The 26,407-nt window shown below is 68.6% G+C and carries 19 protein-coding genes; 11 read left to right on the top strand and 8 right to left on the bottom strand.

The genetic code is table 11. The features are described from left to right. Window positions 1–241: 241 nt before the first annotated feature. From LXT21_RS02955 to LXT21_RS02945, 3 genes are read left to right on the top strand one after another with little or no spacing between them, the layout of a single operon-like run. Window positions 242–2,080 (top strand): DUF1549 domain-containing protein, encoded by a 1,839-nt coding sequence (locus LXT21_RS02955; protein WP_254036550.1) that lies wholly within the window; start codon window positions 242–244, stop codon window positions 2,078–2,080. Beyond that, window positions 2,080–3,126 carry a hypothetical protein gene (locus LXT21_RS02950; RefSeq protein WP_254036549.1) on the top strand — a complete coding sequence of 349 codons (1,047 nt, stop codon included), beginning with the start codon at window positions 2,080–2,082 and terminating at the stop codon, window positions 3,124–3,126. Before LXT21_RS02955 ends, LXT21_RS02950 begins: the two co-directional genes overlap by 1 nt. Window positions 3,127–3,138: 12 nt before the next feature. Continuing rightward, on the top strand, window positions 3,139–4,716 hold the full coding sequence (locus LXT21_RS02945) for a DUF1501 domain-containing protein (protein ID WP_254036548.1): 1,578 nt from the start codon (window positions 3,139–3,141) through the stop codon (window positions 4,714–4,716). Between the two features lie 63 nt (window positions 4,717–4,779). On the opposite strand, the gene LXT21_RS02940 is transcribed toward LXT21_RS02945, so the two are convergent. After that, window positions 4,780–5,904: a hypothetical protein gene (locus LXT21_RS02940; protein WP_254036547.1), complete on the bottom strand. Its 1,125-nt coding sequence runs from the start codon at window positions 5,902–5,904 to the stop codon at window positions 4,780–4,782. Window positions 5,905–6,173: 269 nt separating this feature from the next. Between LXT21_RS02940 and LXT21_RS02935 the strand changes: the two genes are divergently transcribed. The 3 genes from LXT21_RS02935 (at window position 6,174) to LXT21_RS02925 (ending at window position 9,172) form a co-directional block, all read left to right on the top strand. Continuing rightward, window positions 6,174–6,539, top strand: a complete 366-nt coding sequence (locus LXT21_RS02935) for a hypothetical protein (protein ID WP_254036546.1) — start codon at window positions 6,174–6,176, stop codon at window positions 6,537–6,539. A 332-nt stretch (window positions 6,540–6,871) separates the two neighbouring features. Next, a complete protein-coding gene (locus LXT21_RS02930) occupies window positions 6,872–7,672 on the top strand; it encodes a hypothetical protein (protein WP_254036545.1) in 801 nt (266 codons plus the stop codon). A 318-nt stretch (window positions 7,673–7,990) separates the two neighbouring features. Next, window positions 7,991–9,172, top strand: coding sequence for a type III secretion system effector protein (locus tag LXT21_RS02925; protein WP_254036544.1), 1,182 nt, complete (start codon window positions 7,991–7,993; stop codon window positions 9,170–9,172). A 124-nt stretch (window positions 9,173–9,296) separates the two neighbouring features. On the opposite strand, the gene LXT21_RS02920 is transcribed toward LXT21_RS02925, so the two are convergent. The 3 genes from LXT21_RS02920 to LXT21_RS02910 all read right to left on the bottom strand — a co-directional run bounded on the left by LXT21_RS02920 (window position 9,297) and on the right by LXT21_RS02910 (window position 14,982). Next, window positions 9,297–11,120, bottom strand: a complete 1,824-nt coding sequence (locus tag LXT21_RS02920; protein ID WP_254036543.1) for a bifunctional metallophosphatase/5'-nucleotidase — start codon at window positions 11,118–11,120, stop codon at window positions 9,297–9,299. An 86-nt stretch (window positions 11,121–11,206) separates the two neighbouring features. Beyond that, window positions 11,207–14,011, bottom strand: coding sequence for a TonB-dependent receptor (locus LXT21_RS02915; protein ID WP_254036542.1), 2,805 nt, complete (start codon window positions 14,009–14,011; stop codon window positions 11,207–11,209). Between the two features lie 29 nt (window positions 14,012–14,040). Continuing rightward, window positions 14,041–14,982 carry a hypothetical protein gene (locus LXT21_RS02910; RefSeq protein ID WP_254036541.1) on the bottom strand — a complete coding sequence of 314 codons (942 nt, stop codon included), beginning with the start codon at window positions 14,980–14,982 and terminating at the stop codon, window positions 14,041–14,043. Window positions 14,983–15,182: 200 nt separating this feature from the next. On the opposite strand from LXT21_RS02910, the gene LXT21_RS02905 reads away from it, so the two are divergent. Further along, window positions 15,183–15,917 carry a PaxA gene (locus LXT21_RS02905; protein WP_254036540.1) on the top strand — a complete coding sequence of 245 codons (735 nt, stop codon included), beginning with the start codon at window positions 15,183–15,185 and terminating at the stop codon, window positions 15,915–15,917. 19 nt (window positions 15,918–15,936) lie between these two features. Here the strand turns inward: LXT21_RS02905 and LXT21_RS02900 are convergent, their stop codons facing one another. Further along, window positions 15,937–17,688, bottom strand: coding sequence for an NBR1-Ig-like domain-containing protein (locus LXT21_RS02900; protein WP_254036539.1), 1,752 nt, complete (start codon window positions 17,686–17,688; stop codon window positions 15,937–15,939). A gap of 123 nt (window positions 17,689–17,811) precedes the next feature. On the opposite strand from LXT21_RS02900, the gene LXT21_RS02895 reads away from it, so the two are divergent. Then, a complete protein-coding gene (locus LXT21_RS02895; RefSeq protein ID WP_254036538.1) occupies window positions 17,812–18,444 on the top strand; it encodes a hypothetical protein in 633 nt (210 codons plus the stop codon). Window positions 18,445–18,571: 127 nt separating this feature from the next. Next, entirely contained in the window at window positions 18,572–19,645 is a 1,074-nt protein-coding gene (locus LXT21_RS02890) for a type IV pilus twitching motility protein PilT (protein ID WP_254036924.1), read from the top strand. Between the two features lie 76 nt (window positions 19,646–19,721). Here the strand turns inward: LXT21_RS02890 and LXT21_RS02885 are convergent, their stop codons facing one another. Next, entirely contained in the window at window positions 19,722–21,305 is a 1,584-nt protein-coding gene (locus tag LXT21_RS02885) for a hypothetical protein (RefSeq protein WP_254036537.1), read from the bottom strand. Between the two features lie 148 nt (window positions 21,306–21,453). Continuing rightward, window positions 21,454–22,920 carry an FG-GAP repeat domain-containing protein gene (locus tag LXT21_RS02880; RefSeq protein ID WP_254036536.1) on the bottom strand — a complete coding sequence of 489 codons (1,467 nt, stop codon included), beginning with the start codon at window positions 22,918–22,920 and terminating at the stop codon, window positions 21,454–21,456. 202 nt (window positions 22,921–23,122) lie between these two features. Between LXT21_RS02880 and LXT21_RS02875 the strand changes: the two genes are divergently transcribed. Then, window positions 23,123–24,319, top strand: coding sequence for a serine hydrolase domain-containing protein (locus tag LXT21_RS02875; protein WP_254036535.1), 1,197 nt, complete (start codon window positions 23,123–23,125; stop codon window positions 24,317–24,319). A gap of 168 nt (window positions 24,320–24,487) precedes the next feature. Here LXT21_RS02875 and LXT21_RS02870 read toward each other — a convergent pair whose 3' ends face one another. Then, window positions 24,488–24,817, bottom strand: a complete 330-nt coding sequence (locus tag LXT21_RS02870) for a hypothetical protein (RefSeq protein WP_254036534.1) — start codon at window positions 24,815–24,817, stop codon at window positions 24,488–24,490. Window positions 24,818–25,285: 468 nt separating this feature from the next. Here LXT21_RS02870 and LXT21_RS02865 point away from each other — a divergent pair, with 468 nt between their 5' ends. Continuing rightward, complete coding sequence (locus tag LXT21_RS02865) at window positions 25,286–26,197, top strand: nucleoside hydrolase (RefSeq protein WP_254036533.1); 912 nt, start codon at window positions 25,286–25,288, stop codon at window positions 26,195–26,197. Window positions 26,198–26,407: the final 210 nt, after the last annotated feature.

Genomic DNA, 26,407 nt, shown 5'->3' with positions numbered 1-26,407 from the left:
CCTCCCGCGGGCCGCGTCCCGTCCCTGTCGCGGTGCTTGAGGGCACACCTTGGCGCACTCCGAGGCGCGGGCCCGGGGCCCCGGGTGTGGTGGGGAGTCCACCTCAGTCGGGCCCCGCGTCACGTCCGCGTGAGACCTGAAAGACAATCAGGTGTGGAGGGGAGTCCACCCCTCATTCTCGCTGAATGACAGACAGGTTATCCGGTGTGTCGCCGCGATATTCGATGCTACTGTCGCACGCATGCACTGGCACTTGCACCTGAAGAGCGCGGCCCTCGCGGGCGTGCTGTTCGCGATGTCCGGGCTCGTCGTGCCCGACGCGCATGCCCAGCAATGTGAACCCGAGCCGACGGCGCCGGAGGACCCGCCCGAGGACCAGATGAGCGACACGCGCGTGCTGCGGCGCATCGTGCTCGGCCTCACCGGGACGACTCCCTCCCTGGAGCAGTACGAAGCCATGGAGGCGGCGTCGACGCCCGCGGCCCGCGCGACGCTCTTGCGCTCCACGCTCGACGAGGTGCTCGCCTCCCCGAAGTTCTACGAGCGCATGGTGCGCTTCGGGCACGAGTGGATTTCCGTGGGCGCCTACACCACCGGCGCCAACGGGGACGCCTACCAGGGCGACATGTCCGGGCACCTGCACCGCTGTGAGGACAACAGCCTGCACCCGGGCGCGTACTACGCGGTCAACGAGTTCGAGACCGGCAGCCCCAATCAGCAGTGCCAGGACAAGGACGGCGCCGGCAATCCCGCCGTCCCGGAGGTGAACACCGTCGAGCCCTGGTGGGCTCCGGGCACCACCGTCCAGGTGCTGGGCAAGGCGGGCGGGGACACCAAGACCGTCACCGACACCCGCACCGGCAAGGTCCTGGACTGCGGCGTCGCCTATGGCGGCTATTACGACCCGGCGCTGAACCGGGGCTGTGGCTGCGGGCCGAACCTCATCTGGTGTTCGCCGCTCGCGGGCCTGGGGTCCACGGGCACCTCGGGCCTGAGCGGTCAGCGCCGCCACCCCTACGAGGAGCCCGCGCGCCTGTTCGCGCACCTGGCGTGGCATGACCGCCCGCTGTCGGACCTGGTCGTCGGCAATTACACCGTCGGCACCAACTGGCTCAGGGCGCTGTACGTCCGCTTCGGCCGGCAGATGGGCAACACCGTGGTGGACCAGAACACCACCTGGTGGCGCCCGGACGTGGGCAACGAGCCCCGCGACCCGATGCACCCCACGCCGAATGACCCCCAGGCGTGGCGGGAGTTCGTGGTGGAGAACCTCGAGCCCTTCCACCTCGCGCTCACGCCCGACAAGTCGCGCTCCGGGAGCATGGAGCGCACCTACCGCTTCGACCCGCGCACGACGAAGGAGGCGCCCCTGGGGCTGCCCGCCGCGGGCGTGCTCACGATGATGGGCTCCATGTCCTCGTTCCCGCGCGAGCGGGTCCGGGCGGCGCGCTTCCTGGAGATCTTCGCCTGCCAGAACTTCTCGCCGCCTCCCGCGGACGTGCACTTCCCGCCGCTCGAAATCGACCCGGCCACGGGCGGCACGTGCCTGCACTGCCACAAGACGCTGGACCCCGCGGCCATCGCCTTCAAGCGCTGGGACTTCACGCCGTTCCCCAGCTACTACGTCCCCTGGCCCTTCATCGGCGGCATGGGCAACCAGCGCGTCACCGCCGAGTGGCTGTCCGGCCAGTACCCGCACACCGGCAACGCGCCGGGCCTGCGGTGGAGGAACGCCTTCCAGCCCAACACGGTGCTCACGCCCGTCACGCCCGAAGAGCTCAAGGCGAACCCGGAGGCGGTGCTGCTGGACACGATGCCGGAGTCGTACACGCTGTTGGGCGAGCACGGCGACGGCACCATGGGCCCCCTGGGCTTCGGCAAGCTGCTGGTGCGCTCGGGTGAGTTCGACCGCTGCGCGGCGCGCAAGCTCTACGCGATGTTCATCGGCCGGGAGCTGAACCCGGCCACGGAGAAGGGCTTCATCGACAAGCTCGCGCGCGAGTTCGTCGCGGGGGAGCGCAAGCTGCGCCCCTTCATCCGCTACCTGTTCGAGCAGTCCGAGCTGCGGAGGGGCCTGTGATGCGCACGCCGACTTCTTTCGTGTGTGCCGCCGCGCTGGCGGTGCTCGCGCTCAACCTGGGCGCCTGCTTCGGTGACAGCGCGTACCGGCAGGGCAGCGGGGATGAGCCGGATGGCGGAGGCACGTGTGCCGCGTCGAGCGACAACGACGCGGTCCGCCTGGCGCTCGCGCCCGCGTGCGAGGGCTGCCACGTCAACGGCAACAAGCCCTTCTTCGCCTCGCTCGCCGCGTTCGAGAGCGGGCTCGTCTACGACGAGCGGTTCGTCAAGCGGGGCGACCCGGAGGGCAGCCTCCTCATCAAGATGCTCAAGGGCAACGCCCCCGGCAGCTACGCGCAGATGCCGCCGGGCCAGCCCTACGAGCAGCTGGTCGCGAGCGGCCGCGTCACCATGACGATTGCCCAGGTGGAGGACTGGATTCGCGACCTGAAGGCGCCGCCCGAGCCGCTGGACACGCCGTCCCCCGCGGAGTTCAAGGTCCGCCGGCTGGCCGCGGACGAGATGGTGGTGAGCCTGATGGACCAGCTGGGGCTGACGCTCGAGGACTTCGTGAGCACCAGCAACCCCGACTGGCGCAACCGGGCCTACGTGGTGAACTGGAACAAGTTCTTCGTGTGGCCCGGGGACTGGTCCCCCGGCATCTCCGGCGAGTACGTCTCCGACCCCCGCTCCGTCGAGCGGTACGAGGCCCTGGGCGGCGGCAACTCCCTGGAGTACCGCAAGAAGAACCCGACGTTCGGCCCCTCCGCCGGACAGGCGCTGGTGCAGATGTCCCAGGCCTGGTGCGGGCGCGCGGTCGACAAGCAGAACAACAAGGCGGTGCTGCGCTACGCGACGCTCGCGGACACCTCCGCGAAGAGCCCGGACGCGGTGCAGAAGAACCTGCGCAACCTCTACCTCCGCATGCTCGGGCAGCCGCCCACGGACGCGGAACTGAAGCAGCTGTTCGAGCAGGTCTACCTCCCGCTGGAGGCGCAGAACACGCGCCTGGCCTGGGTGGGCACCTGCGCGGCGCTCATCCGTCACCCGCTGTGGATCACCTACTGAGCCGAGGACCCCATGCTCAACACCTCTCGACGCACGTTGCTCAAGTGGGCCCTGGGCGCAAGCCAGCTGGCGCTCCTGGAGAAGGCGGGGCTGCTGGGCTCCGGCACCGCGCACGCCGCGGACGCGGACGTCCCCTCCCGGCTCGTGGTGCTCTATGTCCCGGGCGGCTTTCGTCCGGCGTACTACTTCACGCCGATGGAGGACGCGGAGATTCCGCTCTGCGTCCCGCCGCCCGCGGGCTTCAGCAGCGAGCCCGTCTTCTTCGATGCCAGCAAGGTGGTGAACCTGGCGGCCCCCAACGGCCCGTACAAGCCGCTGCGGACCTGGCAGTCGTGGGACCCGGCGAACCCCGCGGCCCGCGGCTCCTTCAGCCCGCTGATGTATGGCTATCAGCACTATGCGCTGCACGAGCAGTTGAGCGTGCTGCACGGCATCGACCAGGGCACCAATGACCACGCGAGCGCCTTCATCTCCGCGATGTGCGGCGTGGCGGGCGCGGACTACCGGGCGCCGGCGGTGCACTCGGTCATCGCCAACCACCTGTACGAGCGGCACCGGGAGAGCCGGCCGCTGCCGTTCGTGGTGGTGTCGGGTGAGCGGGGCATGCCGTCCGGCATGGGCCTGCCCTCCCACGCGGGGCCCGTGGGGGTGCCGTCCATCGACGCGCTCAAGCCGATGCTCTCCGGCAAGGCGGCCGACAACGCCTGGTGGAACGGGCTGGAGGCGCGCACCGAGGGGCCGGAGCTCAACGCGAAGGGCGAGCCCACCGGGGCCATGCTGAAGACGACCACGGTGGAGCGCTACTCGTTGGGCCAGGCGCAGCCCCGGCTGGGGCGCTCGACGGCGAAGGTGGACAACTACCTGGAGGGCCTGCACGGCTCGCTGGCGAGCGTCTCGCGCGTCTTGGCGACGGACGTGGTGTCGGTGCTGGAGAAGACCAAGGGCATCGACACGCTGAAGACGAACCGGCCCGCGTACCTGTCGAGCTACCTGAACGAGTCCTTCACGTACACGTTCGGCAACGCGAACTTCCACCTGGTGGGGTTGGACCCGCGGATGGACATGGCGCTGCGCCTGCTCAAGGCGGACCTGGCCACGTCGGTGCACGTGTCGCTGCGGCTCGACTTCGACACGCACAACGGCGGCGGGCACGCCTACAGCTGCGCGCACGGCCGGGGGTTGATGGACTGCGTGGCGCGCTTCCTGGGGGAGATGAAGGCGACTGCCGCGCCGGGCAAGCCGGGCAAGACGCTGCTCGACGACACGCTGGTGCTGGTGATGAGCGAGTTCGGGCGGAGTTGGGCGTCCCGCTCGAATGACGGCAGCTACAACCTGCCGGACGACCACCACCCGTACACCTCGGTGGTGTTCGCCGGCGGCAACGTGGCCCACAACCGGCAGGTGGGCACGTACACGACGCGCGGCCTCGGCGTCCCGGTGGACATCATCGAGGAGACGGGACAGACGCAGAAGCGCGTGCCCCGCTCCGCGGACGTCGTCACCACGGCCCTGCGCATCATGGGCATGGAGACGCACCAGTTCTTCATCCCCGGCGGTTACGGCGAGGTGGTGGGGCTGCGCAAGGGGTAGGGCGTTGGCCGCTGCCAGGAGCCCAGGCACCCGGGTTGGGGGCCTGGGCTTCATCGCGACGGGTCACCCGCCGCAGCGGTTGAAGTTCTGGTCGACGTAGTAGAGGCAGCAGCCGGCGTAGGCGCCCAGGCACGTCTGGGTGCCGAGGGCCTGGGTGGCCCACTGCGACGCGGTGGAGTACGAGCCCGCGCAGGCGTCCGCGCACAGCGTGTTGGAGATGGAGGAGGGGGTGCCGTCCAGGTTGTAGCAGGTGGTGGCGTGGGCGCGGGCGTAGACGGTGCACGGCTCCTGCGCGGGCGGCGGGTTGGAGGACGACGTGCTCCAGATGGTGCTGAGGTACACGCGGTCCGAGCTCTGGTCGATGCCGGCCCAGCGCGAGCGCGGGCCCGTGTCCCAGGTGACCATCATGTAGTGGCGGGCCTGGAGGGTGGTGCTGTAGTTCACCTTCCATTCACAGCCATCCCAGGGCCAGAAGCCGCAGGACTTGTACTGCGTATAGAAGTACGCGGTGGAGTCGAAGCCGGCCGCGAGGCCCACGGCGCGGAAGTAGACGGTGTTGTCCTTCACGCCGCTGTAGGAGCCGTACCAGTAGTCCATGATACAGGTGCGGCTCTGGGTGGCGGTGGTGGCACAGAAGTTGGACTGGAACCAATTCTTGTCACCCACCCAGTCCCAGGTGTCGTTGAGGCTGGCGGCGGAGGGGCCGCGCTCGGTGTTCAGGGCGGAGGGGCCCTCGGCGAGCGGGGCGTTCAGGGCGGCGCGGCCCTCGCTCCGGGCGGCCTCGCGCTCCTGGAGGTGGCGCGCCATGGCGACGCGGCCCTGGGCGGCGACGAGGGCGGCGGGGACGTCCTCGCGGGTCGCTCCGGGCACGAGGGCGAGGTAGACGTCCGCCAGCGTCTTGCCCTGGGTGGACTCCGTCTTCATGGCCTCCTGGAGGTGGGCGGCGTCGAGGTCCATGTGGCCCGACTCGGCGACGAAGACGTCGCCCGGGGCGGACTCGATGAAGCGCACGCTGCGGGTGTTGCTCAGCTTGAGCTCGTGCAGGACGGTGCCCTGCTCGGTGGCCTCGGGCGCGGGGGCCTCGGCGGGAGGCGCCTCGGTACCCTGGGGACCACAGGCGGCGAGCAGGAGGGCAGAGAGCGCGGAGGACAGCACGGTCCGAGCGCGCGGGGCGGGGTGTTTCGACATGTCGGGGGACTCCTCGTTCGGGGTTGCAGCCACCTGAACGGGGGACGCGAAAAGCCTTCGCCGGGTTCTGTGCGTCCCCGCGGAGCACTTCGGGGCCGGGGTGAGTTCCCTCGAGCGCTCCATGGGCTGCGTTAATCGAGGTTAATTGCGCTTAATTCGAAACGAAACAGCCCGTCTGCCATAAGGCACGCACCTGCTGGCCACGCTTCGCTCCGCCGCGTCCAACATCCCTTGGCTGGGGGCGGATAGACAACCAAAGGAGTCCGACCATGTCGAAGCACTTTGTGCGGTCGCTGTTCCTGGGAGCAGTGGTCGCCGGCATGAGCGCCTGCGGCGGAGGCGTCGAGCCGGAGTTGGAGGGTGACCTGGACAGCGTGGAGCAGCGTGTGTGTCAGGCTGGTACGGAGCAGAACGCCTGCCAGCAGTGGGGGCAGGGTGGGTACTCTGACCCGGATTGCGGCACGACGAGGTTCCGGTGGAAGTACTGGGACTGCAAGCAGTACAAGTACACTCCACCCTCTGGCGGTACCGTCCAGTGGTATGAGTGGAATTGCAGCGCTGAGAAGTACATGTGCGGGAGCAGCGCCACGGTGCGCCCTGTGCCCAATCCGACCCTGTGCACGCGGAACTGCTGATGACATCTGCGGGGCCAGGGGTGTTTTGAAAGGGCTGATGTGCCGTCTGTAGGGATTCCAGTGGTCCGGCCTTGGGGGCCGGGAAAGTCGAGGGGGATATGAGCGATTGGCGAGTGAAGTCGCCGCAGACGGCACGGGTCCACCGTCCGACGCAGGGAGCTCGGGCCGCGGTGACGCCCGAGGCCTTGGCGAAGGTCGAAGTGGCGCGAAGGCCAGTGGATCAATTCGTCGAAGGTCCGGATGCTCGGGACAGGGGGCGTTCCCACCTGCTCGATGGGGGGCGTCCGCGTGTCGTCACGTCGCAGTTCATCCGCGATGAGACTCCCACCCCCGTGCCGACGCGCCCGACCTGGGACCCGGAGGCGGGGCAGGCCTTCCTGAACGAAGGGAAGGAGTGGAACTCCGTCAACATCCCGTACACGCAATACGAGTGGCTGGGGGCGGTGACGCACCAGGCCGGCTCGGTCTACCTCTTCGAACCGGACGCGAAGCAGGTGCGAGATGACGCCGCCGCCAACTGGTGCGCCACCTTCGCATGGGACTTCCTGGGGGCTGTTGTGCCGGGTTGGTCCTCGCAGGCGACGCGGGATGGCGCGGCGGCGGATTACCTGAAGAACTCCTCAAACACGGTCTGGGCACAGGTCGTGGGGCAGCAGGTTTCGGAGGAGGGCCTCGCGGTGAGTCTGCCGGTGTCATCCACCGGGGAGTCGCTGTCCTTCAATGCGGTGGAGACGTTCACCTCCGAGGCGGCCCCGCTTCCGGACCCTCCGCCGACGTTGACCTCGCTGGCGGACATGCCCGTGGGAGAGTCGCGCGCCGTCGTCATGCGCCCCCTGGACAGCGCGGGCAATCCGGACTCCGCGATAGGGCACTGGGTCATCGTGGAGCGCATCTCGGAAGAGGAGTACCGCATCCACCAGTCCGCGCCCGGGAACTGGGTCGTGGCGGGCATGTCGTCGCCGCCGGGAGGCACCTACACCCAGACTTTCACCGGTCCGGATGCCGCCCAGCAGGTCAGTGATTGCGTGCAGCGGCAGAGTGAGTTCGCCTCGGGGAACGAGGGCGCGAGCCGCTATGGGCTCGTGGTCCTGGAGCCCACGCTGCCTCCGGACTCCCGGAGCGTTTCGGCGTGAGGTCTCGTCTCTGACGACGAGGCGGAGGGGCGGCCGTTTCGGTCGTCCCGTCCGCCAGGCGACTGCTCCGATGAAATGACTCAGCCGGTCGATGAGTCCACGGGAACTCGCCGGGCGCGCCCGCGTAGGGTGTCTGGGTGAAAGCCAGGAGGTGTCGCGGGCCCGCAGCGGCTTTCTGGGCGCGCTTCCTCCCCGGACGCACACGCGTCCCGCGGTGACGCGCACCGCGAGCCCGGAGGGGAGAGCGTATGTCTGGCTTCGTGCGAGCGTACCCTGGTCTGGTGTTTGCAGTTACTCCAGGAAACCAGGAGAGTCAGCATGCCCTTGCTCCAGAATCTCCCGACGAAGGCCCAGGTCATCGCGCTGACGCGCGCGATTCGCAATCGCATGGATGGCTCGGTTGCGCGCCTGGACTTGTTCGGGACCATCGAGAGCTTCTGGGCGGACTATCTGGAGATTCGAGGCGAGCGTTACCGCCAGCGGCAGTCGTCGCTCTGCCTCGTCGAGCACAGCGTCTACGATTTCCTCACCGCGAATCCCCAACTGGCCCGCACCGGGGACGTCGGGCACGCGGTGTTCATCAACCTGCTCATGTTCCTGCAGGTCATCCAGTCCGAGCACACGGCGGTCATCCAGGAGGTGATGCCGGAGCCTCAGGTCTACGCCATGGATGCAGACGACATGGTGACCGGCCTGGCGTGGCGGGCGCTCAAGGGGGGCAACGGGGCCATCGAGGTCCTCGACACCGACCATGTCGTCGCCTATCCGATTCGTCGGAACCCCGAGCGCGTCGAGGGATTCCGGGTGACGGTCCTGGCGGCCTTCGCGCGCATGTTGTCCACCGCGGGGGGCCGCAGCCTCGTCAGCCAACTGCTGGCGCTGGGCAAGAAGGTGAAGATCATCCCGCGGACGCAGTCCACCGTCCTGTCGGCGCAATCCCTTCGTCACGGGATTCGAGAGCTCAACAGGCGGTGTGGCATGGTCGTCCCGGATGACATGTCCAGCGGCGACCTGGGCCCCGCGGTGACAGGGGTGTTCTCGGAAGCGGGGACGATTCAGGGCATGGCCCAGGCCATGGGCAGCGCGAAGGCCAACATCGACATCATCACCGGAAGTGAGCTCCCGAAGCTCCCGGACTCCGGCAGCGGCTCCCTCATCGCCATCGACCCACGAATCTCGGATGCGTCCTTCGTCGCGTTCGATGGACTGAAGAATCCCCTGGCGACGCCGCTGTTCCTGACCATCGCCCACGAACTCATCCACGCCCTGCACAACGCGCATGGAACGTCCCGCGGCCAGTTCCCCCTGTGCGACTACAACAACCGGGAGGAGTACGAGACCATCCGTGGGACGGACCTCTCGGAGAACACGCTGCGCGCGGAGCACCGCCTGGGCGTGCGTTTCGGACACTCGGGCGAGTTCAGCCACCACCTCCTGCGCTACCTGCACCAGAACCCGCAGGACCGCGTCGATGAGTCTCGCGCGCTGAAGTTCGGGTGAGCTGCAGCGCGGATTCCGAGGCACCGGTCACTGTCTATGACAACCAGTGCCCCGTCCCGTCGTGACGCCGCACGAGCGAAGGCGCTGAGGCGCCGCTGACGTCGCGGCGCCCTGCCTCACGACCTCAGTTCCGGTCCGAGGCCTTCACGGCGCAGTCCGCTGCCGCGCTCTGGCGCAGGATGCGTCCGGGCGTCGGCGCCGCCAGCGGCTTGCCCCTCAGCCTCCAGTGCGCCACGAGCGCGTCACGCAGCGTCAGCGCCTGGCTCTCGCCCAGATTGACGCTCCCGGGAGGCAGCGTCTTGAGCACCTCGTCCATCCCGCTGCCCCCCCGCGCGAGGAAGTCCGGCATGGCCACCTGGAAGAGCTTGTTGGGCTCGATGGGCTTCCCGTTCGCCTTCGTGACGGAGACCATCCGCGTCACGCCGTTGCACTGCTCCAGGTGCACCTTCAGCCCCGCCACCTGGAGCGTCCCGCCCTTGCGCGAGTAGGCCCCCTCCAGGAGCTTCGTCAGCTGCGCCCCCGTGAGGGTGACGACCGAGAGCGTGTTGTCGAACGGGAGCACCTCGAAGATGGCTCCGTACGTCAGCTCTCCCGCGGGCAGGTCCGCGCGCAGCCCGCCGCTGTTGATGACGGCGATGCCCGTCATGCCCAGCTGGTTCAGCGCGTCCGCCAGCACGTTGCCCAGCGGGCTCTCCGCGTCGTAGTCGCGCGTCAGCTTCTGCGGCACGCGGATGCCCAGCGGGCGCTTCTGCATCTCCTCCACCTTCGCGAGCGCCCCGGCCAGCTGCGTCCCCAGCGCCGCGTCCGCCACCACCGGCTGCCCGCGGAACGTCGCCGCCACCAGCTCCACCTTGTTGCGGTCCTTCAGCTTGCGCTCGTCACACGTCCCCAAGGTCGCCTCCACCCGCTCGCACACCGGGATGGAGCCCTGCATCGTCGTGCGCTCGGGCAGCACCTTGCGCGTCGTCGGGTCCACGAACAGCTCCACCAACCCGAACGCCCGGCCCCGGCCCGACGTCTCGATGACCGGCGTGCCCCGGACGAAGTGCCCCACCGGCTGATGCGTGTGCCCGGCCACCACCGCGTCCAGCGTGCCCTCCGGCAGGGCCTCCAGCATCTCGATGATTTCGCTGTCGCCCCTGTCACACGACGAGATGTCCCGAGGGTCGTCGTGCCGCTTGCACACCGCGCCCGCGTGGGCGATCGCGATGACCACCTCCGCACCCCGCGCGCGCAGGTCGGTGGCCGCGGCGAGCGCCGAGGACGCCAGCGGCGCGAAGCGCAGGCTCGCCACGTTCACGGGGTTGGTGACCTCCGGCGTGTGCGGCGTCGCAATCCCCACGATGCCCACCTTCACCCCGCGCCGCTCCACCAGCAGCGTGCCCGTGTTCCCCAGCCACGTGGGGCTCACGCCCGTCTGCGCGTCGGTGACGTTCACCCCGAGAATCGGGAAGCGCGCCTGGGTGATGCGCGCCTTGAGCGCGCCGAACGGGTCATCCCCCTCCATCGCCACCGAGCGCGGCCCCACCGGGCCGTAGTCGAACTCGTGGTTGCCCAGCGCGGAGGCCACGTATCCGAGCGTGTTCATCGCGTCGATGACCACCGCGCCCTCGGTCAGGTTGGAGGCGAGCGTGCCCTGGAACAGGTCGCCTCCGTCCAACAGCAGCACCCCGTCCGGGTTCTCCGCGCGCAAGATGGACAGGTAGCCCGCGAACGTGGCGAGCCCTCCCTGCTCCACGGCCGTGCCGTCCGCCAGATTCCCGCGCGACGGCATCACCCAGCCATGCAAGTCATTGGTCCCCACCACGCTCAGGCGCACCGGCTCGGGCGCGGCCTGGACGGCGGCGGGTGCCGTGGGGGGAGCCTCCGGCGCGGGAGGATGCGAGGCGCAGGAGACGACGAGGGCCGACAGGAGCCCGAGGCGGAGCGGACGGAGGGCGGAAGTCACACGCCCCTCTAGAACGCGGCCCCGCCTGATTCAAGGGCCCTCGCCTCCCAGGATGGAAGCGAGGGCCCCGTGGTGAGGCGATGTGGCTAGTTGCGCACGCGCAGCAGCAGCTCGGCCTGCATCGGGCTGCGGCGGCTCGTGGCGGTGCCGAACCGGTTGTTGGTGGCGCGCCACTGCTCCTGGACGAACGTCACGTCGCTGTTGTTGAGGACGTTGAAGAAGATGAGCGTGAGCTCCATCTTCGTCTCCTTCGTCTGGACGATGCGGTTCAGGTCGTACCGGGCCTGGACGTCGAACAGGAACTGGCTGGGCTGACGCAGCTCGGAGATGGCCGCCGGGTCATTGAAGTCCGGGATGCCCGTGTTGGTGTTGTACGAGTGGCCGGTGCCGCGGTCCGAGCGCGCCACGCGCTGACGGTCCACGGTGCCTTCCTGGAACATCCACATGGGCGCGCCCGTGCGGTAGTTGAAGCGCACGCCGAAGTCGAGGCCGAACCGGGTGGTGTACCCGATGGCGCCCTTGAGCGTGTGGCGGATGTCCTCGGGGGACGGACCCTCGAAGAAGTGCTTGAAGCGCGGGTTGGCGCCGTAGCCGTCGAAGTAATCACCCACCGTGCCGTTGCTGAACGCCAGGGTGTAGCTGGCCAGCAGGTCCCACGGGCCCGTGCGGCCCTGCGCCCACACGTCCAGGCCGCGGTAGTCACGCCACGCGTCGTCCGGGTTGTGGATCTTCACCACCGTGTGGTTGATGCCGTCCACGTAGCCGGCCACGCGCGTGCCGGACGGATCCCAGATGCGGTTGATCTCCTCGTCCACCCACATGTTGGAGTACTTGCGGTAGGTCATGTCCAGGCCGATGACCGCGCCCTCGGTGATGGCGTGGTGCAGGCCGAGCGACAGCTCGTCCACGTGCGGCGGCGTGTGGTTGGACTTGTCGAAGAAGCGGCCCGAGGCCCCGCCCGCCACGCTGCACTGCGGGTTGCCCACGGTGTCCGGCGCGCAGTCCGCGAAGGCGCCACCGGCGAACGTGGAGCGCACCTGGAGCAGCTCCGGGTTGGCGTGCTGCGCGATGAACACGTCGCCCACTTCGTTGGAGCGGCCGTAGTGCGCCTTGATGAGCGTGGTGCGGTTGCCGAACGGGTCCACCGTCGCGGACAGACGCGGGCCGATGCCCACCAGGTTGGTGATGAACTGGTTGTTGTCGCCGTACAGCCGGCCCACGTCCGCGCGCAGACCCGCGACCAGCGTCAGGTAGCGGTTGACGTTCCAGCGGTCCTGGAGGAAGGCGCCGGAGATGAGCGTCCCGGCCTCGGTGGTCAGCGCGCCCCGCACGCCGTCGGTGTTGTAGAAGTCGATGCGCTCGTTGCAGAACGCGAACGTCTCCGGATCGTCCGGGTTGCACTCGCCGTTGCGGTCGTTGAAGCGCTGGTTGCCAATCACCTGCGCCGTCTTCTTGCCGCTCAGGTAGCTCAACTGGAAGCCGGCCTTCATCTGGTGGTTCTTCACCTTGAAGAGCAGCGTCGGGTCGAACTGGTAGCGCATGCGCTTCTCGGTCACCAGGTTGCCCACCTCGTTGCGCAGCGCGCCGGCGTTGCGGTACGTGACGCTGTTGTAGATGTGGGCGATGTCGTCCGAGTCCTCGTTCATCGGGCCCTGCCAGATGTCCTTGTAGGTGGCGCCCGTCTGCAGCTGGAAGAGGATGTTGTCGGAGATGGTCCGGTCGTAGTTGACGATGGCGAAGAAGCCGCCGCGGTCGATCTGCGTCTCCGCGTCCGGCGTCGCGAACGTGGAGGAGACCTGGTTGGTGATGGTGTTGTTGTCGTAGTTGAACGCCAGGGACACGCGGTCCTTGGTCGTGGGCTGCCAGGTGAGCTTCAGGCGGGCCAGGCGCGTCTGGGTGTCGGACGTGCGGCTCTCCTCACCCAGCGGCGTGTCGCGCTTGGAGAAGTTCCACTGACCGGAGACGTAGAACCACAGCTTGTCCTTGATGATGGGGCCGCCCACGCCGACCAGCGGGCTGTAGAAGGCCGTCTCCGACAGCGCCACCTCGTTCTGGGTGTAGTTGGCCACGTTGGGGCTCTGGTTGGCCGCGCCCCGGTACTTCGCGTTGGCCCACGCCGGCGACAGAATCATCGTCACGTCGTAGGTGAACTTGTTGGAGCCGCTCTTGCTGACGACGTTCTCGATGAGGCCCAGCGAGTTGTACTGCGCGTCCAGACCGCCGGTGATGACCTCGAAGTTCTCCACCGCGTAGAAGCTCATCGGCGAGCTGATGCTGCCGTCCACCACGTCGGACGTGTCCATGCCGTCGATGTAGAACTTGCCGTAGCGCGACAGACCGGCGCGCAGGCTGGGCGCGTTGCCGTTGCCCACGCCGGCGACCAGCTGCGGCATGGCCTGCACCTGGGTGAAGACGGGCGAGGTGGCCGCCTTCTCCGCGTTGAGCACCGCGCCCGTCTGCGCGGAGTCCGGGTTCATGATGGGGTTGACCTTCTCGACGATTTCGTAGGTGGCCACCGCCGTCTGCTCGGTGAACACCTCCAGCTTCACGTCCACCTGCGTGGCCTGGCCCAGGAGGACGGTGATGCCCGCCTTCTTGATGGGGGCGAAGCCCGGGACGTTCACCTCGAGGACGTAGCCCTCGCCGGGGGGCAGGGTGTCGAACTCGAAGCGGCCGTCCTCGCCGCTGGTGCGCGACTGGGGCTGCTGCAGCGCGGGGCCCGTCACCGTGAGGGGCACCTCGGCGAGCGGCGCACCCGTCGGGTCATAGACGTAGCCGGCCATGCGGCCGTAGTTCTGGCCGGCGGCGAGCGCGGGGAGGGGGAGGCTCGCGACCAGCGCGAGCAGCAGCAGCGCGAGCGCGCCACCGCCACGACAAACAGGCGTCTTCATGGAAGGGCTCGGGACAGGGGAAGGGGCGCTCACAGGGAGCTCCCGACGACGAAGAGCACGCCGGCGTACCGGTTGAGGGTGCTGATGTTCAGCTCGGTCTCCGCGCACACGTCCGTGCACAGGCCGGTGTAGCTGGAGGCGGGCTTCGCGGTGGTCGCCGTGAAGGTGCGCAGGCGCACCACCGGGGACCAGCCCTCCTCGCCGGGGATGGCGGAGAACAGGTACACGGGCGTCTCCGTGGTGGGCGCGCCCGTGGGCGGGCTGACCAGCACGCCGTCCATCACCTTCAGGTTGCCCTGGTCATCCACGGGGACTTCGCCGCCGTCCAGGAACGCCAGCTGCAGGCCGCGGTACCAGCCGCCCTGCGAGGTGTAGGCGGAGCCGGTGCGCAGCGGGTTGAGGATGGCGGACACGTCGATGATGGCGCGCAGGGCAATCGTCGTGTCGCCCGCGCCACCGCCGAAGCTCCCCTTGGTGAGGGAGGCGGCGTCCTTGATGGAGTTGCACTGCTCGGAGGACGTGCCGTTCCAGCGCGTCACCTTCACCAGCGGGAGCACCGGCGGCGTCGTGTTGCCCGTGACGGTCAGCGGCAGGTTCGTGAAGACGGGCCACTGCACCGTCTCCGGATAGTTGTCGGTGCGGATGTCGAAGTCCGCCTTGCCGGTGGCGCAGCCCTCGGCGAACTCATAGGACGTGTTCACCGCGCGGGCGGCGGGCAGGAACGGCCGGCCCTCCGCGTCCACGGGGACGCCCGCGGTGGTGATGACGCCCCGGTCGTCCTTGCGCTCGGTGGCGACCTGTCCCAGGTTGTAGAAGGGCACGCTGGTGCCCCGCACCCGGGCCGTCGTGGGCCGGTAGTTGCCGCTGGTCGGCCGGAACTTGGTGTCGAGCGTCGAGGCGTCGATGACGCCCTGGTAACGGTCGCCGACCTCATCGGTCGACTCTCCACAGGACACACTCAGGGCTGCCACGAGCCCGAGTGCGCACTTCATTTTTGTCTGCACGGAAAATACCTCTGGGGATGGGGACGAGGTGGCGGCGCTCTAGCACGAGTGGCACGTCGAGAGGTATCAGTTGCGTGCCGTCTGCATGACACTCACACGGTTCTGCTGATGCAGCACGATTACATCCCGACGAGTCTCATCGGGCTTGTGGTATGGCGTGCTCCGGCATGTTCGCGCAGCAGACCGACCCCCATTCCTCACGCATCCTCGGCTTCGCCGCCTTCTCCGTCGCGGTCCACGTCGGCGTCGTGGCGGCGCTGGTGTTGTTCGTGAAGCCCATGGTCCTCGAGACGGAGGAGCCCATCGACGTGGTGCTCAACCTCGTCAAGGCCCCCCCGCCGCCTCCGCCGCCTCCTCCACCTCCCGCGGCGCGCAAGACGACGCCCCGGACCGAGGTGAAGAAGCCCAAGACGGAGCTGCGTCAACCGGTTGAGGTCAAACCAGTTGTCGAGCAGAAGCCCCTCGAGCCGGAACCCGAGCCGGAGCCGGAGCCCTCGGCGCCGGAGGAAGGCGGCGTGGAGGGTGGGGTGGAGGGCGGCGTCGCCGGAGGCGTGGTGGGCGGGGTGGTGGGCGGCGTCGTCGGCGGCACCGTGGGAGGCACGGGGCCGGCCGAGCCGGTGAAGCCCAAGAACGTCCCGCCCTTCGTCATCCAGCGGGACGTGGTGCGCCAGACGGCGCCCCGCCTGTCGGAGGTCTTCAAGCAGAGCCACCGGGGGCAGACGATGCAGGGCATCTACAAGGTCTGCGTCGCCACCAACGGCAGCGTGTATGAGGTCACGCCAGTGAAGTCCGTGCCCGGCGCGGATGAGGACATCATCCAGGGACTCAAGGTGGGGTGGGAGTACAAGCCCCAGAAGGTCCCCGTGTGCTTCCTCTACAACATCCCCATCACCATCCAGTAGGCGTGGGCCCGCCCGGGGCTCATGGGACGTCGACGGTGAAGGACAGCTCCGGGCCGAAGGCCTGGTCGTCGCGCTGCAGTCGCCACCGGTAGGTGGTGCGCCCCGGCGTCGTCGGCGCGGTGTGCGTGAAGACGAACGTCTTCTGTTGTCCCAGGTGGATGGCTTCACCGGGGGCCCATCTCAAATCCCCGGTCTGGTCGAGCGAGACGGCTCGCAGGCCCGTGCTGTCGCGCCAGGCCAGGGTGCCGGTGTTCTCGAGCGTCACCGTCCCCTGGAACGGTTGGCCCGCCTGGACCTCGTGTCCCCGCTCGGGGGTGACGACGCGTGCATCCAGGGCCGGCGTGTCCAGGAAGGCGCCGAGCAGCTGCTGGCGGAAGGGGAGGAAGGCCGTCGTCAGCGATGCGGACAAGGGGTAGTGGGAGCCCGGCCCCGGCGTCGGCTGCGGTGACAGGATGTCCTGCGTCTGGACGAAGCGCATGAAGTCGAGGGGGAAGACGCCCGGGGCTCCCCCCAGGTCGGTGCCCCGGCTGAGGTCGTGGCAGCCGCCGCAGGAGAGCGCCTGGGCGCGCGCCACGAGCTGACGGGGCGTCAGCGGGCTGCCGATTCGCTGGAGCTCGGCCTGGAGCGCGTCGGTGAAGGCGTTGGGCGCGGCGGTCTTGTCGAACTCGGCGAGGAAGTCGTCCACGCTGCCCATCGACGGCATCGAGCTGCTCTGCGCGGCGTTGTAGACGTCCGGGACGACGTAGTTGAAGCGGTTGAAGTCATCCACCGCGAGGCCCTCCACCTGCGTGACGAAATAGTCCCGGAAGGCCACCGCGAGGGGGCCGGGGTTCTGGAGGTTGAAGAAGTCGCCCCGGGGCGTCGACTTCACGGTGGTGGGGAGGAAGCGCAAGGAGCAGCCCGTGGAGTCACACCGGCGCTTCAGCTTGAACTCGCGCAGCATCCACGGGTTGGGCGCGCCGATGCCCTGCTGCATGAACATGTTGACGCGGACCTGCCCGACGCCCGCGGGGTTGTCCCCGTAGTGGTGGATGTGGATGACGGGCGGAATGCCCGGGGCCAGGCCCTCGAAGAAGAGCGCGTCCAGCAGCGCCCGCCGCTCGGTGGGGTCCTCCAGGGTGGAGAGCGTGGCCCACGCCTGGGCCACCGGACGGCACCCCTCCAGCCCCAGCGCGGGGGAGGGATTGGGGAGCACGCCCTCCAGGATGAAGCGGTTGCGGGCGCGCACCTGCGGGGCCGGGACGAAGCGGGCGAAGGACATGCGGTACTCGCCGCAGTGGGCGCCGTCCACCGGGGCCAGGTCGAAGCGGTTGAAGAGGCCCACCAGCACATACCGGTCGAGCGCGGCCGTCGAGGGGCTCGCCTCGGCGCCCTCGAGGGTTCGACAGACATAGGGTGCTCCGTTGACGGTGTTCCCATCGTCGGAACAGTGCGGACCTCCGGGCAGGTCCGGCTGGCCCGGCGCGGGGTTCTGTGTGTCCCAGAGCTGGCGGAAGAGCGGGTCCGCGGTGAGGCCCGTGCCGCCGGCCTGACGCACGAGCTGCTCGAACACCCGGCGCGCGGTGAAGGAAGACACGGTGGCGTGGTCGGACAGGGCCAGCGAGCGCAGCGGGTCCAGCGTCGCCGCGGTGCGGGAGGGGCGGTGGGCGAGCGGACTGGACTGGAGCCCTCCGCGCTCGGAGTGCAGGGATTGGGCGAGGGCGGGTGTGGCGTTCCACAGGAGCAGCCCCGCCACGAGGGCAGGTGACGTGAGGCGTTGACGGCTGGGCATGCGAAAGACTCCAGGGCACGGAGGCGTGTCTGGGCAATCATTCGGGAAGGGTGGCGCCTTGAAGTCCTCCCCGAAAGAGGGATGTCCTGTGTTCATCAACCGGCGCCGTGCTACGCAGCTGGGATGGGTGAATCGACCACGCTCGTCGGCGCTCGCAACGTGCGCGTCTCCGCGGAGTTCTGGAGGAAGTGCGCGCCCCTGCTGGGCAACAACGTGTTCCTGGACCTCGCCCTGGTGCGGCGCACGGCCTGGGGAGACCTGGACCTGTCGTTGCCGGAGGGGACGCGGCTGATTGGCCATGCGAAGCAGGAGAACGACTATCTGGTCTTCCTGAAGACGCTGGAGCCGTTCCTGCCCAGGTCCCCCACCACCGGGCTCAAGGGCTGGGGTGAGGCCGTCTTCGAGTCCACGGGTGGTGGCCGCTGGCGCGTGCTGTTCCAGTACGGCCCGAAGCCGGAGGTTCGCGTCCGCTACCAGGTGTGGGCCGTCAAGCCCGTCTCGTCCATCCGTCCGCTGTCGCGAGCGAAGGCGACGCGGGCCGCGCGCCCCGACGAGGAGCGGCTCTTCGTGGACGCGGAGACGGACTTCCGGGGCGTGACGGTGGTGGGCCGCGAGTTGTGGGTGCGCCAGGGAAGTCTGGGCGAGCCGGGGCGTGGCCAGCGCACCGAGTTCAAGGACGCGAAGAAAGCCCGCGCCGCGGCGGACGCGCTCATCGCGAAGCTGCGCAAGCAGGGCTTCGAGGAGCGCAAACTCTGACGGGTGCCGTCTGGAACCCAGGCGGGTCAGCGGTGACAAGGGCGTCTGGCGCGCACCGCTGCCCACCGTGGGCAGGGTTTGCGTGTTGGCCTAGAGTCAAAGCCTTCCACATCCGAGAGGTCTTCACCTGGACCTGGCAACACTGAACAAGCTCCTGGCGGTCGGCGTACAGAACGGCGCATCGGACATCCACTTCAGGCCTGGGGACCCGCCCATCTACCGGGTGAATGGCCTGCTGCGGCCCTTGAAGATGGAGAAGCTCCACGCGGACCACACGCGTCAGGTGGCCATCCACGTCATCTCCGACCCGGCCATCAAGCCGCAGATCGACCAGCTGCAGGAGTGCGACGCGTCGTACAGCCTGCCGGGCGTGGCGCGCTTCCGCGTCAACATCTACCGGCAGCGCGGCTCGCTGGCGTGCATCCTGCGCATCATCCCGGATGAGATTCCCACCATCGACGGGCTGGGCCTGCCCCAGGTGCTCAAGAAGATCGCCGGCAACGAGCGCGGGCTGGTGCTGGTGACGGGCGCGACGGGCTCGGGCAAGAGCTCCACGCTGGCGTCGATGATCGACCACATCAACCGCACGGAGAACCTGCACGTCCTCACCATCGAGGACCCCATCGAGTTCATCTACAAGAACATCAAGTCCTCCATCTCCCAGCGGGAGATTGGCCCGGACACCAAGGGCTTCGCCATCGCCCTGCGCGCGGCGCTGCGCCAGGACCCGGACGTCATCCTGGTGGGCGAGATGCGCGACACGGAGACCATCGACATCGCGCTGAAGGCCTCGGAGACGGGCCACCTGGTGCTCTCCACGGTGCACACCACCGACGCCTCGCGCACCATCAACCGCCTGGTGTCGGTGTTCCCCGCCGAGGAGCAGACCATGGTGCGCATGCGCCTGGCGGACTGCCTCAAGGGGACCATCTCCCAGCGGCTGTTGCCCCGCGCCAGCGGCAAGGGGCGCACGGTGGCGCTGGAAATCATGGTGCAGACCAAGACGGTGGAGCAGTACATCCGGGATGACCGCGCCAGCGAGCTCAAGGACGTCATCGAGAAGGGCCGGGACATGTTCGGCATGCAGTCCTTCGACCAGCACCTGACGCAGCTGTACCGCGAGGGCATCATCACCCTGGAGGTGGCGCAGAGCGCGGCCTCCAACCCCGCCGACTTCCAGCGGGCGCTCGAGTTCGATTGAAGGCCGTGCGCCCGTGGGGGCCAGGTCAGGCGGCCTCCGCGGGAGGCGACTCCCCGAGGAGGCCGCCGTCCTGGCGCTACGGCCTGCAGTGGGATTGCAGGTCCAGGCCCAGGTCCAGGTAGGCGCGCGCGCCGCTCTTCCAGAACTTGCGCATCACGTGCTCCGCCTGGGGCATGGTGCGGGTGGTGCCCGAGCCGCAGACCTCCGTCTTGATGATGGGCGCGTAGGCCTCGAAGGTGGTCTGGTCGAGGAACGCGCTGCCGTCCCCCGCGGACATGTGGCAGGTGCGGCAGTAGGGCTTCACGACGCCGTTGTAGAGCGACAGGCCCTTCTGCTTGGTCTGCTTCCACTGGGTGGGCACGTAGGTGTCGTTGGCCATCGCCGTCACGTCGCTCACCGCCTTGGGCGCGTACAGGCCGGTGATGAAGTCGGTGATGGCCGCCGTGGGCGAGGTCCGGGTGATGAGGTCGTTGAGGGAGCGCAGCGCGTTGGCCTGCTCGGCGTAGGTGAAGCCCGGGGCGTTGGAGTACCTGAAGCTGAAGACGTCGAAGGGCAGGAACTTCGCCTGGCCGGACACGGAGTTGGTGGCCGGGTTGTACGTCGCCCGGATGCCATGACACGTCAGGCAGTTGCCGGGCACGAAGGTGTTGTCGGCCGCGTTGTCGAGCTGCGCCTTGGGGGCCAGCGCCCCCTGGGCGTCGTACACCATGAACTGGACGCTGTTGGCGGTGTTCGCGGGCGGGGTGAAGACCATGGCCACGGTGGCGAACTCGTTCGTCCGGCTCACCGCGTCCGCGAGCGCGATGGCGGAGCTGCCGCCGAAGACGGGCACGCCGTTGAGCTGGTCGGCGTAGTTGCTCACGTAGCAGGCGACGCCGTTGGGCTGCGACGGCACGGTGAAGGAGCGGCAGTGCATCTCCCGGCCGATGCCCAGGTCACCGTCGTTGTAGTAGGTCGCGGTCACCTCGCTGTTGGGGAAGCCGAACTTCGTGCGGAAGGCGGCGAGCGTCGCGGGTGCCTGGATCTGCGCGTAGTACTGCAGCGTCTCCGCCTCCTCCGCGGCCTGGCTGGGGAGATTGCTCTGCTTCTTGCCCAGGAACACCGTCCGCGCGCCCGGGGCCGCGTCGACGGGGCTGTTGCGGGTGGAGACCAGGGCGGAGCGGTTGAGGCCCACGCCCTGGCACTCGGTGCCGAGCACGTTCCAGGGCTGGTTGACGTTGTCGGCGAAGCAGCCCGGGTAGGTGATGTCGTCGAAGGTGTAGAGCGTCGTGTCGCCGTCCGGGTCCTTGGCCACCGCGCGCACCTTCACCAGGCCGCCGGTGGACCAGCGCAGCGAGAAGCCGATGTGCGGCACCGGCGCTGCGGTGACGCTCCAGTGGAAGAGCGGATCCGTGCTGTTGAACGGGGTGGGGGTGGTGACCGTGGTGGCCGTGGCGAACTGGGACCAGTTGGAGTCCAGGGTCGGGTCCAGGCCTGGATTGTTCATGACCTGGAGCGAGATGGGGATGTTCGGTTCGGGGTAGTAGCCCTCGAACAGGAAGGTCTCGCCAATCACCGGGTCCCCGGTGGTGGTGCCGTTGTGCGGGCCGGTCATGCAGGCGGTGGCGGCCACCAATGAAAGACACACGAGCGCGAGACGCCGGGATGGAATCGGCGACATGGACGGAAGCTCCTTCTGGGGGAAGGCGCCCGGAATGGGCTCGTCCCTTGGCCTGGAACGGAACTCGCCCGGAATTCCCCTCACCGGCGCTCGCGCGACGCCGGCCTCCTCCATGACGCGGAGGAGGCCTTGGAGCCCCGCGTCAGGCTCAGTAGTTGGCCGCCAGGTTCGACACCCGGTACATCTTCATGTTCGGCTGGCCGCAGAGGGTGCGGCGCGCGACCAGGTACTTGGGCTGTCCGGCGACGGCACGGACCAGCAGGTAGCTGGCATCACTCCCGCCGTAGTTCGCGAGCGGCCAGTCACCGATGAAGTCCGCCACGGGGCTGGTGTTGTGGTTGGACCAGTTCCAGCCGAAGTTGCCGCCGGTCCAGTCCTCGGTGGCGGCCCAGGAGGCGGACGGGCCGCTCTGGATGAAGAACCACTCGTCCTTGGCATCCGCGTCGATGTTGCCCGTCAGCAGCGCGTCACTGGCGCCCAGCGGGTACCCGAAGCCGCCGATGTGGTTGGCGCCGTAGGTGCTCCAGCCCCAGGCGAAGTCGCCGTTCACGTAGGAGAAGTTCGTCGCCCAGCTGGAGAGCCCCAGCAGCTCCTCCTTGCCGTCACCGTTGGTGTCGCCGCCGTTGCGCAGGTTGTGGCGGTAGCCGTACAGGCCATGCGCCGTGTTGCCGTGGGTGCTCCACAGCCAATCCCAGCCGGTGCCCGCCGCGTTGAGGCGGAAGAGGGTGATCCACCCGCTCGCGCTCACGCCGACGAGCTCATCCTTCTGGGCGGGAGCCGCCAGGTCGAAGTTGCCGGAGAGCAGGTAGCCGCCGCCGGTGGAGTGGGCGTGGAGCTGGTCGGACGTGCTGCCGTAGTTGCTCCAGCCCCAGTTCCAGGTGCCGTTGTCGAAGTGGAACAGCGTCACCCAGGAGGTGACGCCCAGCGCCTCGTCCTTGCCGTCCCCGTCGAAGTCGCCGATGACCAGGTTGTTGCGATAGTCGTAGATGCCGCCGCCGGCGCTGGGAGATCCGTTGTTGCTCCAGCCCCACTGCCAGGTGCCATTGCGGAAGTGGAACATCGTCATCCAGCCATTGGTGGCCACGCCGAGGATGTCCTCGGCGCCGTCGCCATCGAAGTCACCGACATAATGCTTCGCATAGGTCTCGACGCCGCCCTGGCCCCACGGCGCCGTCCAGGCCCAGGTCCAGCCGGGGCTCTGTCCGCCGGCGATGACCCGGGTCGAGCTCTGGTCCACCAACTGGCCCAGGGTGTTGTGGATGGAGTACGTCACGGTGGCCGTCAGTCCGGGCGGGGTGCCCGAGGGGATGATTCCACTGAGGCCGATGCTCCCCGGGCCGGTGATGTTCTGGTACGCGCCGACGATGTACCCATCCCACGTGCCCAGGAGGTTCAGCAGGGTGAAGGTACCGGACTGTGACACGGTGATTTTGTAGAGACCGCTGGCCAGCCCACCCGAGTACGTTCCCTTGTAGGAGATGACATTCGAACCGGGCTGGCCGAGTGTGTCCGAGCAGAACGACACCAGCGCGGCTTGTGAGATACCGGGGAGCGCGAGCGTCAGCGCGAACACGAGCGTGCACAGCCGGAGCAGCGGAGTGGCAAACCGTTTCATGGGGGAGCCTCGGGGGAAAGTCCCGCGCGGGCGCGGGGCTCGCGGCACCAAGCACCCGGTATGCCATTGCATGTGCACTCGGGATGCGAAGCGCGGACCCGCTGTGTTGTCACCTTCCGGGACACACGGTGTGTTCGGACTGTGGCGAGTCCGGTTACACGTGAGGGGTGACACTGTCGGTGGGGCGCGGTGTTCCTTGTGCATGAACATCCACTCCCGGAGTACGGACGTCCCCCGTGGTGCCTCACTGGCGCACCACGGGGCCTGTTCGCGGCCACGGTTCTCTTCGCTCTCCTTCTTCCTGCTCTTCTCGCTGACCAGCGCCGTCACGGCTTGCAATGACGACGAGGAGCCCTCGACGCTGCACGCCGACCTCCAGGTCCTCATGGAGGACTCCGTCGCCCAGGGGCTGACGCCTGGCATCTCGTTGGCCGTCGCCTCCGACGAAGGCTCGACTTGGTTGGGCGCCGCCGGTGTCAGTGATGTCCCCGGCCACCAGCCCATGTCCGCGCAGCACCGCTTCCGCGCGGGCAGCATCATGAAGACCTTCGTCGCCACCGCAGTGCTCCAGTCCGTCGAACAGGGCAGGCTCACCCTGGGGGACACGTTGACGGAGCAGCTGCCCGCGAGCGTGACGGAGCGCATCGCGAACGCGTCCTCCATCACCGTGGCCATGCTGCTCGCGCACCGCTCGGGCATCCCGGAGTGGGTCACTGACGAGACGAACATGGCCATCGTCATGGACCCGGAGCACGTCTGGTCGCTCGAGGAGATTCTCGGTCTCTCCGGCGCACAGCCTTCGGGATTTCCTCCCGGCTCCCAGTATGGCTACTCGAACACCAACTACGTGCTCCTCGGCGAAATCCTCTCCGCCGTGGAGGGGCGCGGCTGGCGTGAGGTGGTCCGTGAGCGCGTCATCGAGCGCGCGGGCCTCACGCACACCCGCCTGCCCGAGCCGGGAGACCTGTCCTGCCCCGCGCCCTGTGCACGTGGTTATGTCCCCATCGAGGAGGAGATGGCCGACCTGACCGTCGTCGACCCGTCCATGGCCGGCGCCTCCGGTGGCCATGCGCTGGAGACCACCGTCTCCGACCTCCTCACCTTCTGGAAGAAGCTGCGCACGGGGGCCCTCTTCGAGCGCGAGCAGACGCTGGAGTCCATGCTCGCGTTCCAGTTCGCGCCCGAGCCCGAGTCACGGCTGGTGGGCTACGGGCTCGGCGTGATGCGGCTCGAGTCCCGGGGCGTCATCGCCCTTGGCCACCTGGGCACCACCGCGGGCTACCAGAGCTTCATGCTCTACCTCCCCGAGACACGTCGCTACGTCACGGGGAACATCAACGTGATGGGAGACCTGGCCGCGGTGCTCGAGCCGCTCCTGGAGCGCGCGGGACGCCCCTGAGTCCCCGGAGGCTGTCCCTGCACTCCAGGGCTCAGGAGGATGTTCGACTTCGACGTGTTCGCCTGCGTGAGGTGTGGAGGCAGGTGGCGGGTCTTGGCGTACGTGAAGGGGACGCCCGGACCTCCCGGCCGAGGCCGAGAGGTCCTGCGCGTGGCCCGCGGTGAAGGCTCAGCAGGTCTTCTTGATGAGCGCCTGACAATGCTTGATGGCCTCGGCGACCGTGCAGCCGGTGGCGGTGCAATGAGGCCGTCCCGTATCCGGGTGCCGGCAATAATTGAGCACCACCCAACAGGCGAGACTGTCCTCGGCCACGCTCACGTTCGCGGCATCGACGTCCGGAGCCTCCTCTCCCGGCTCGGCCGACCGCTGCTCGATGACCAGCTCGCGGCCATCCTCGGTGGTCATCACCTGCCCGGTCTCCGGGAGGTTCGCCTCCTCGGTGCCGCAGCCGACGAGCGGCAGCGTTGCCAGGAACATTCCCAGGATGAGCTTCTTCATGGTCATGCCTTTCTTTGGACGTGAGGACGCCCGCGGGCGCCGCCAGACCTTCAGACAAATCCGGCACGCCATGCCTAAGAGACGAAATCGATGAACACAAACGAGTCGGCCCGAACGGCAGACATCAGACAGTCGGGCTGTGGCATTCTGGTGGTATGCGCCAGGGAACCCAGGCGGGCCCCGCTGTCTGCGGGGCTGCATGCGGGGACCCCACTGCCAATCGGATGGCGACGATGGCGTCCCTGAACATCGCAACCGGGTGGAGCGAGAGGACCTGCTCGCCCAGGCCCATGAGCAGCCCTCCGTCGGGCCCTGTTGGGGCTGCTCGCCGCGAATCTTGCCCGAGCCGTTCAGGACTTCGTCACGCAGGGCGTCAGGCGGGACGCACGGGTGAACCTCTCATCCGTCGTCCCCACCTCCCGTCACTGACGTGATTTGACGAGGAGGCCACACCCCCCGGAGTCACTCATGGCCTTGGACATCCTTTTCGACATGGAGACGAGCGACCCCGACGACGCGCTCACCCTCTGCCTGTTGGCCACGCACCCCGCCGTCACCCTGAGGGCGGTGACCGTGACGCCGGGCACGCTCGCCCAGGTGGGAATGGTGAGACACCTGCTCGCGCGTGCTGGCCGGAGTGACGTGCCGGTGGGCGCGCGCAATCCGGCGTCGGAGAAGGAGAGCCTCTCCTCCTTCCACACGAAGTGGCTGGGCCCCCTGCCTCCCGCCGCGCCGGATGCCCTGGCGCACGAGGTGCTGGCACGCACGCTCAGACGGTTTCCCCAGGCGACGCTGTTGACGGGCGCGCCGCTCCAGAACCTGCGGCTGCTCCTGGAGCACCACCCGGACGTCCACCTGCACCGGTGGGTGGCGCAGGGCGGCTTCGCGGGCGACAACGTGGTGCCTCCGGAGCATCGGCTGCCCAAGTTCGCGGGCCTGCGCACCTGCCCGACCTTCAACTTCAACGGAGACCCCAAGGGCGCGCTGCTGGCCCTGTCCTCGGACCGGGTGGGGCGCCGCGAGCTGGTGTCCAAGAACGTCACCCATGGACTGGCCTACGACGGCGCCTTCCACGAGCGCATGAGGCCCCACGCCTCCGCGACGCCCGGGCTGGCGCTCATCTTCGAGGCCATGGAGCGCTACCTGGCGCACCGGCCCGAAGGCAAGCTCCTGCACGACCCGCTTGCCGCATGCGCGGCCATCGACCCGGGAATCGTCACCTGGGCAGAGGTGGACGTGGTGCGCGAGCGTGGGGAGTGGGGCTCCGAGCTGGCACAAGGAACCCGGACGTTCATCTCGGTGGCCATGGACCCCGAGCGCTTCTTCCGGACCTTCGTGGGAATCGGCCACCCTCACGGCCCTGGGCCCGCTCCCTGCTGACGCTCGTGCTTCGCCACCCTCAAACCCAGACATCTCCTGGGTCCCGCGCGCGTTCGTCATCCGTCATGTGCGAGGTTGGCCCGGGGAGGCGCCGTGTAACATTCCAGCCAAGGCAGCTCGTCCCGGGCCTGGGGGGATGTCGTGCCTGAGAATGTGTGCGTTCATCGGGCCGGATGGGGTTGGATGTATATCCATGGGTGGCGGGCCGGT

Source organism: Myxococcus guangdongensis, assembly GCF_024198255.1.
In the GTDB taxonomy this organism is placed as follows: domain Bacteria; phylum Myxococcota; class Myxococcia; order Myxococcales; family Myxococcaceae; genus Myxococcus; species Myxococcus guangdongensis.
This window is presented reverse-complemented; position numbering and strand designations above follow the sequence as displayed.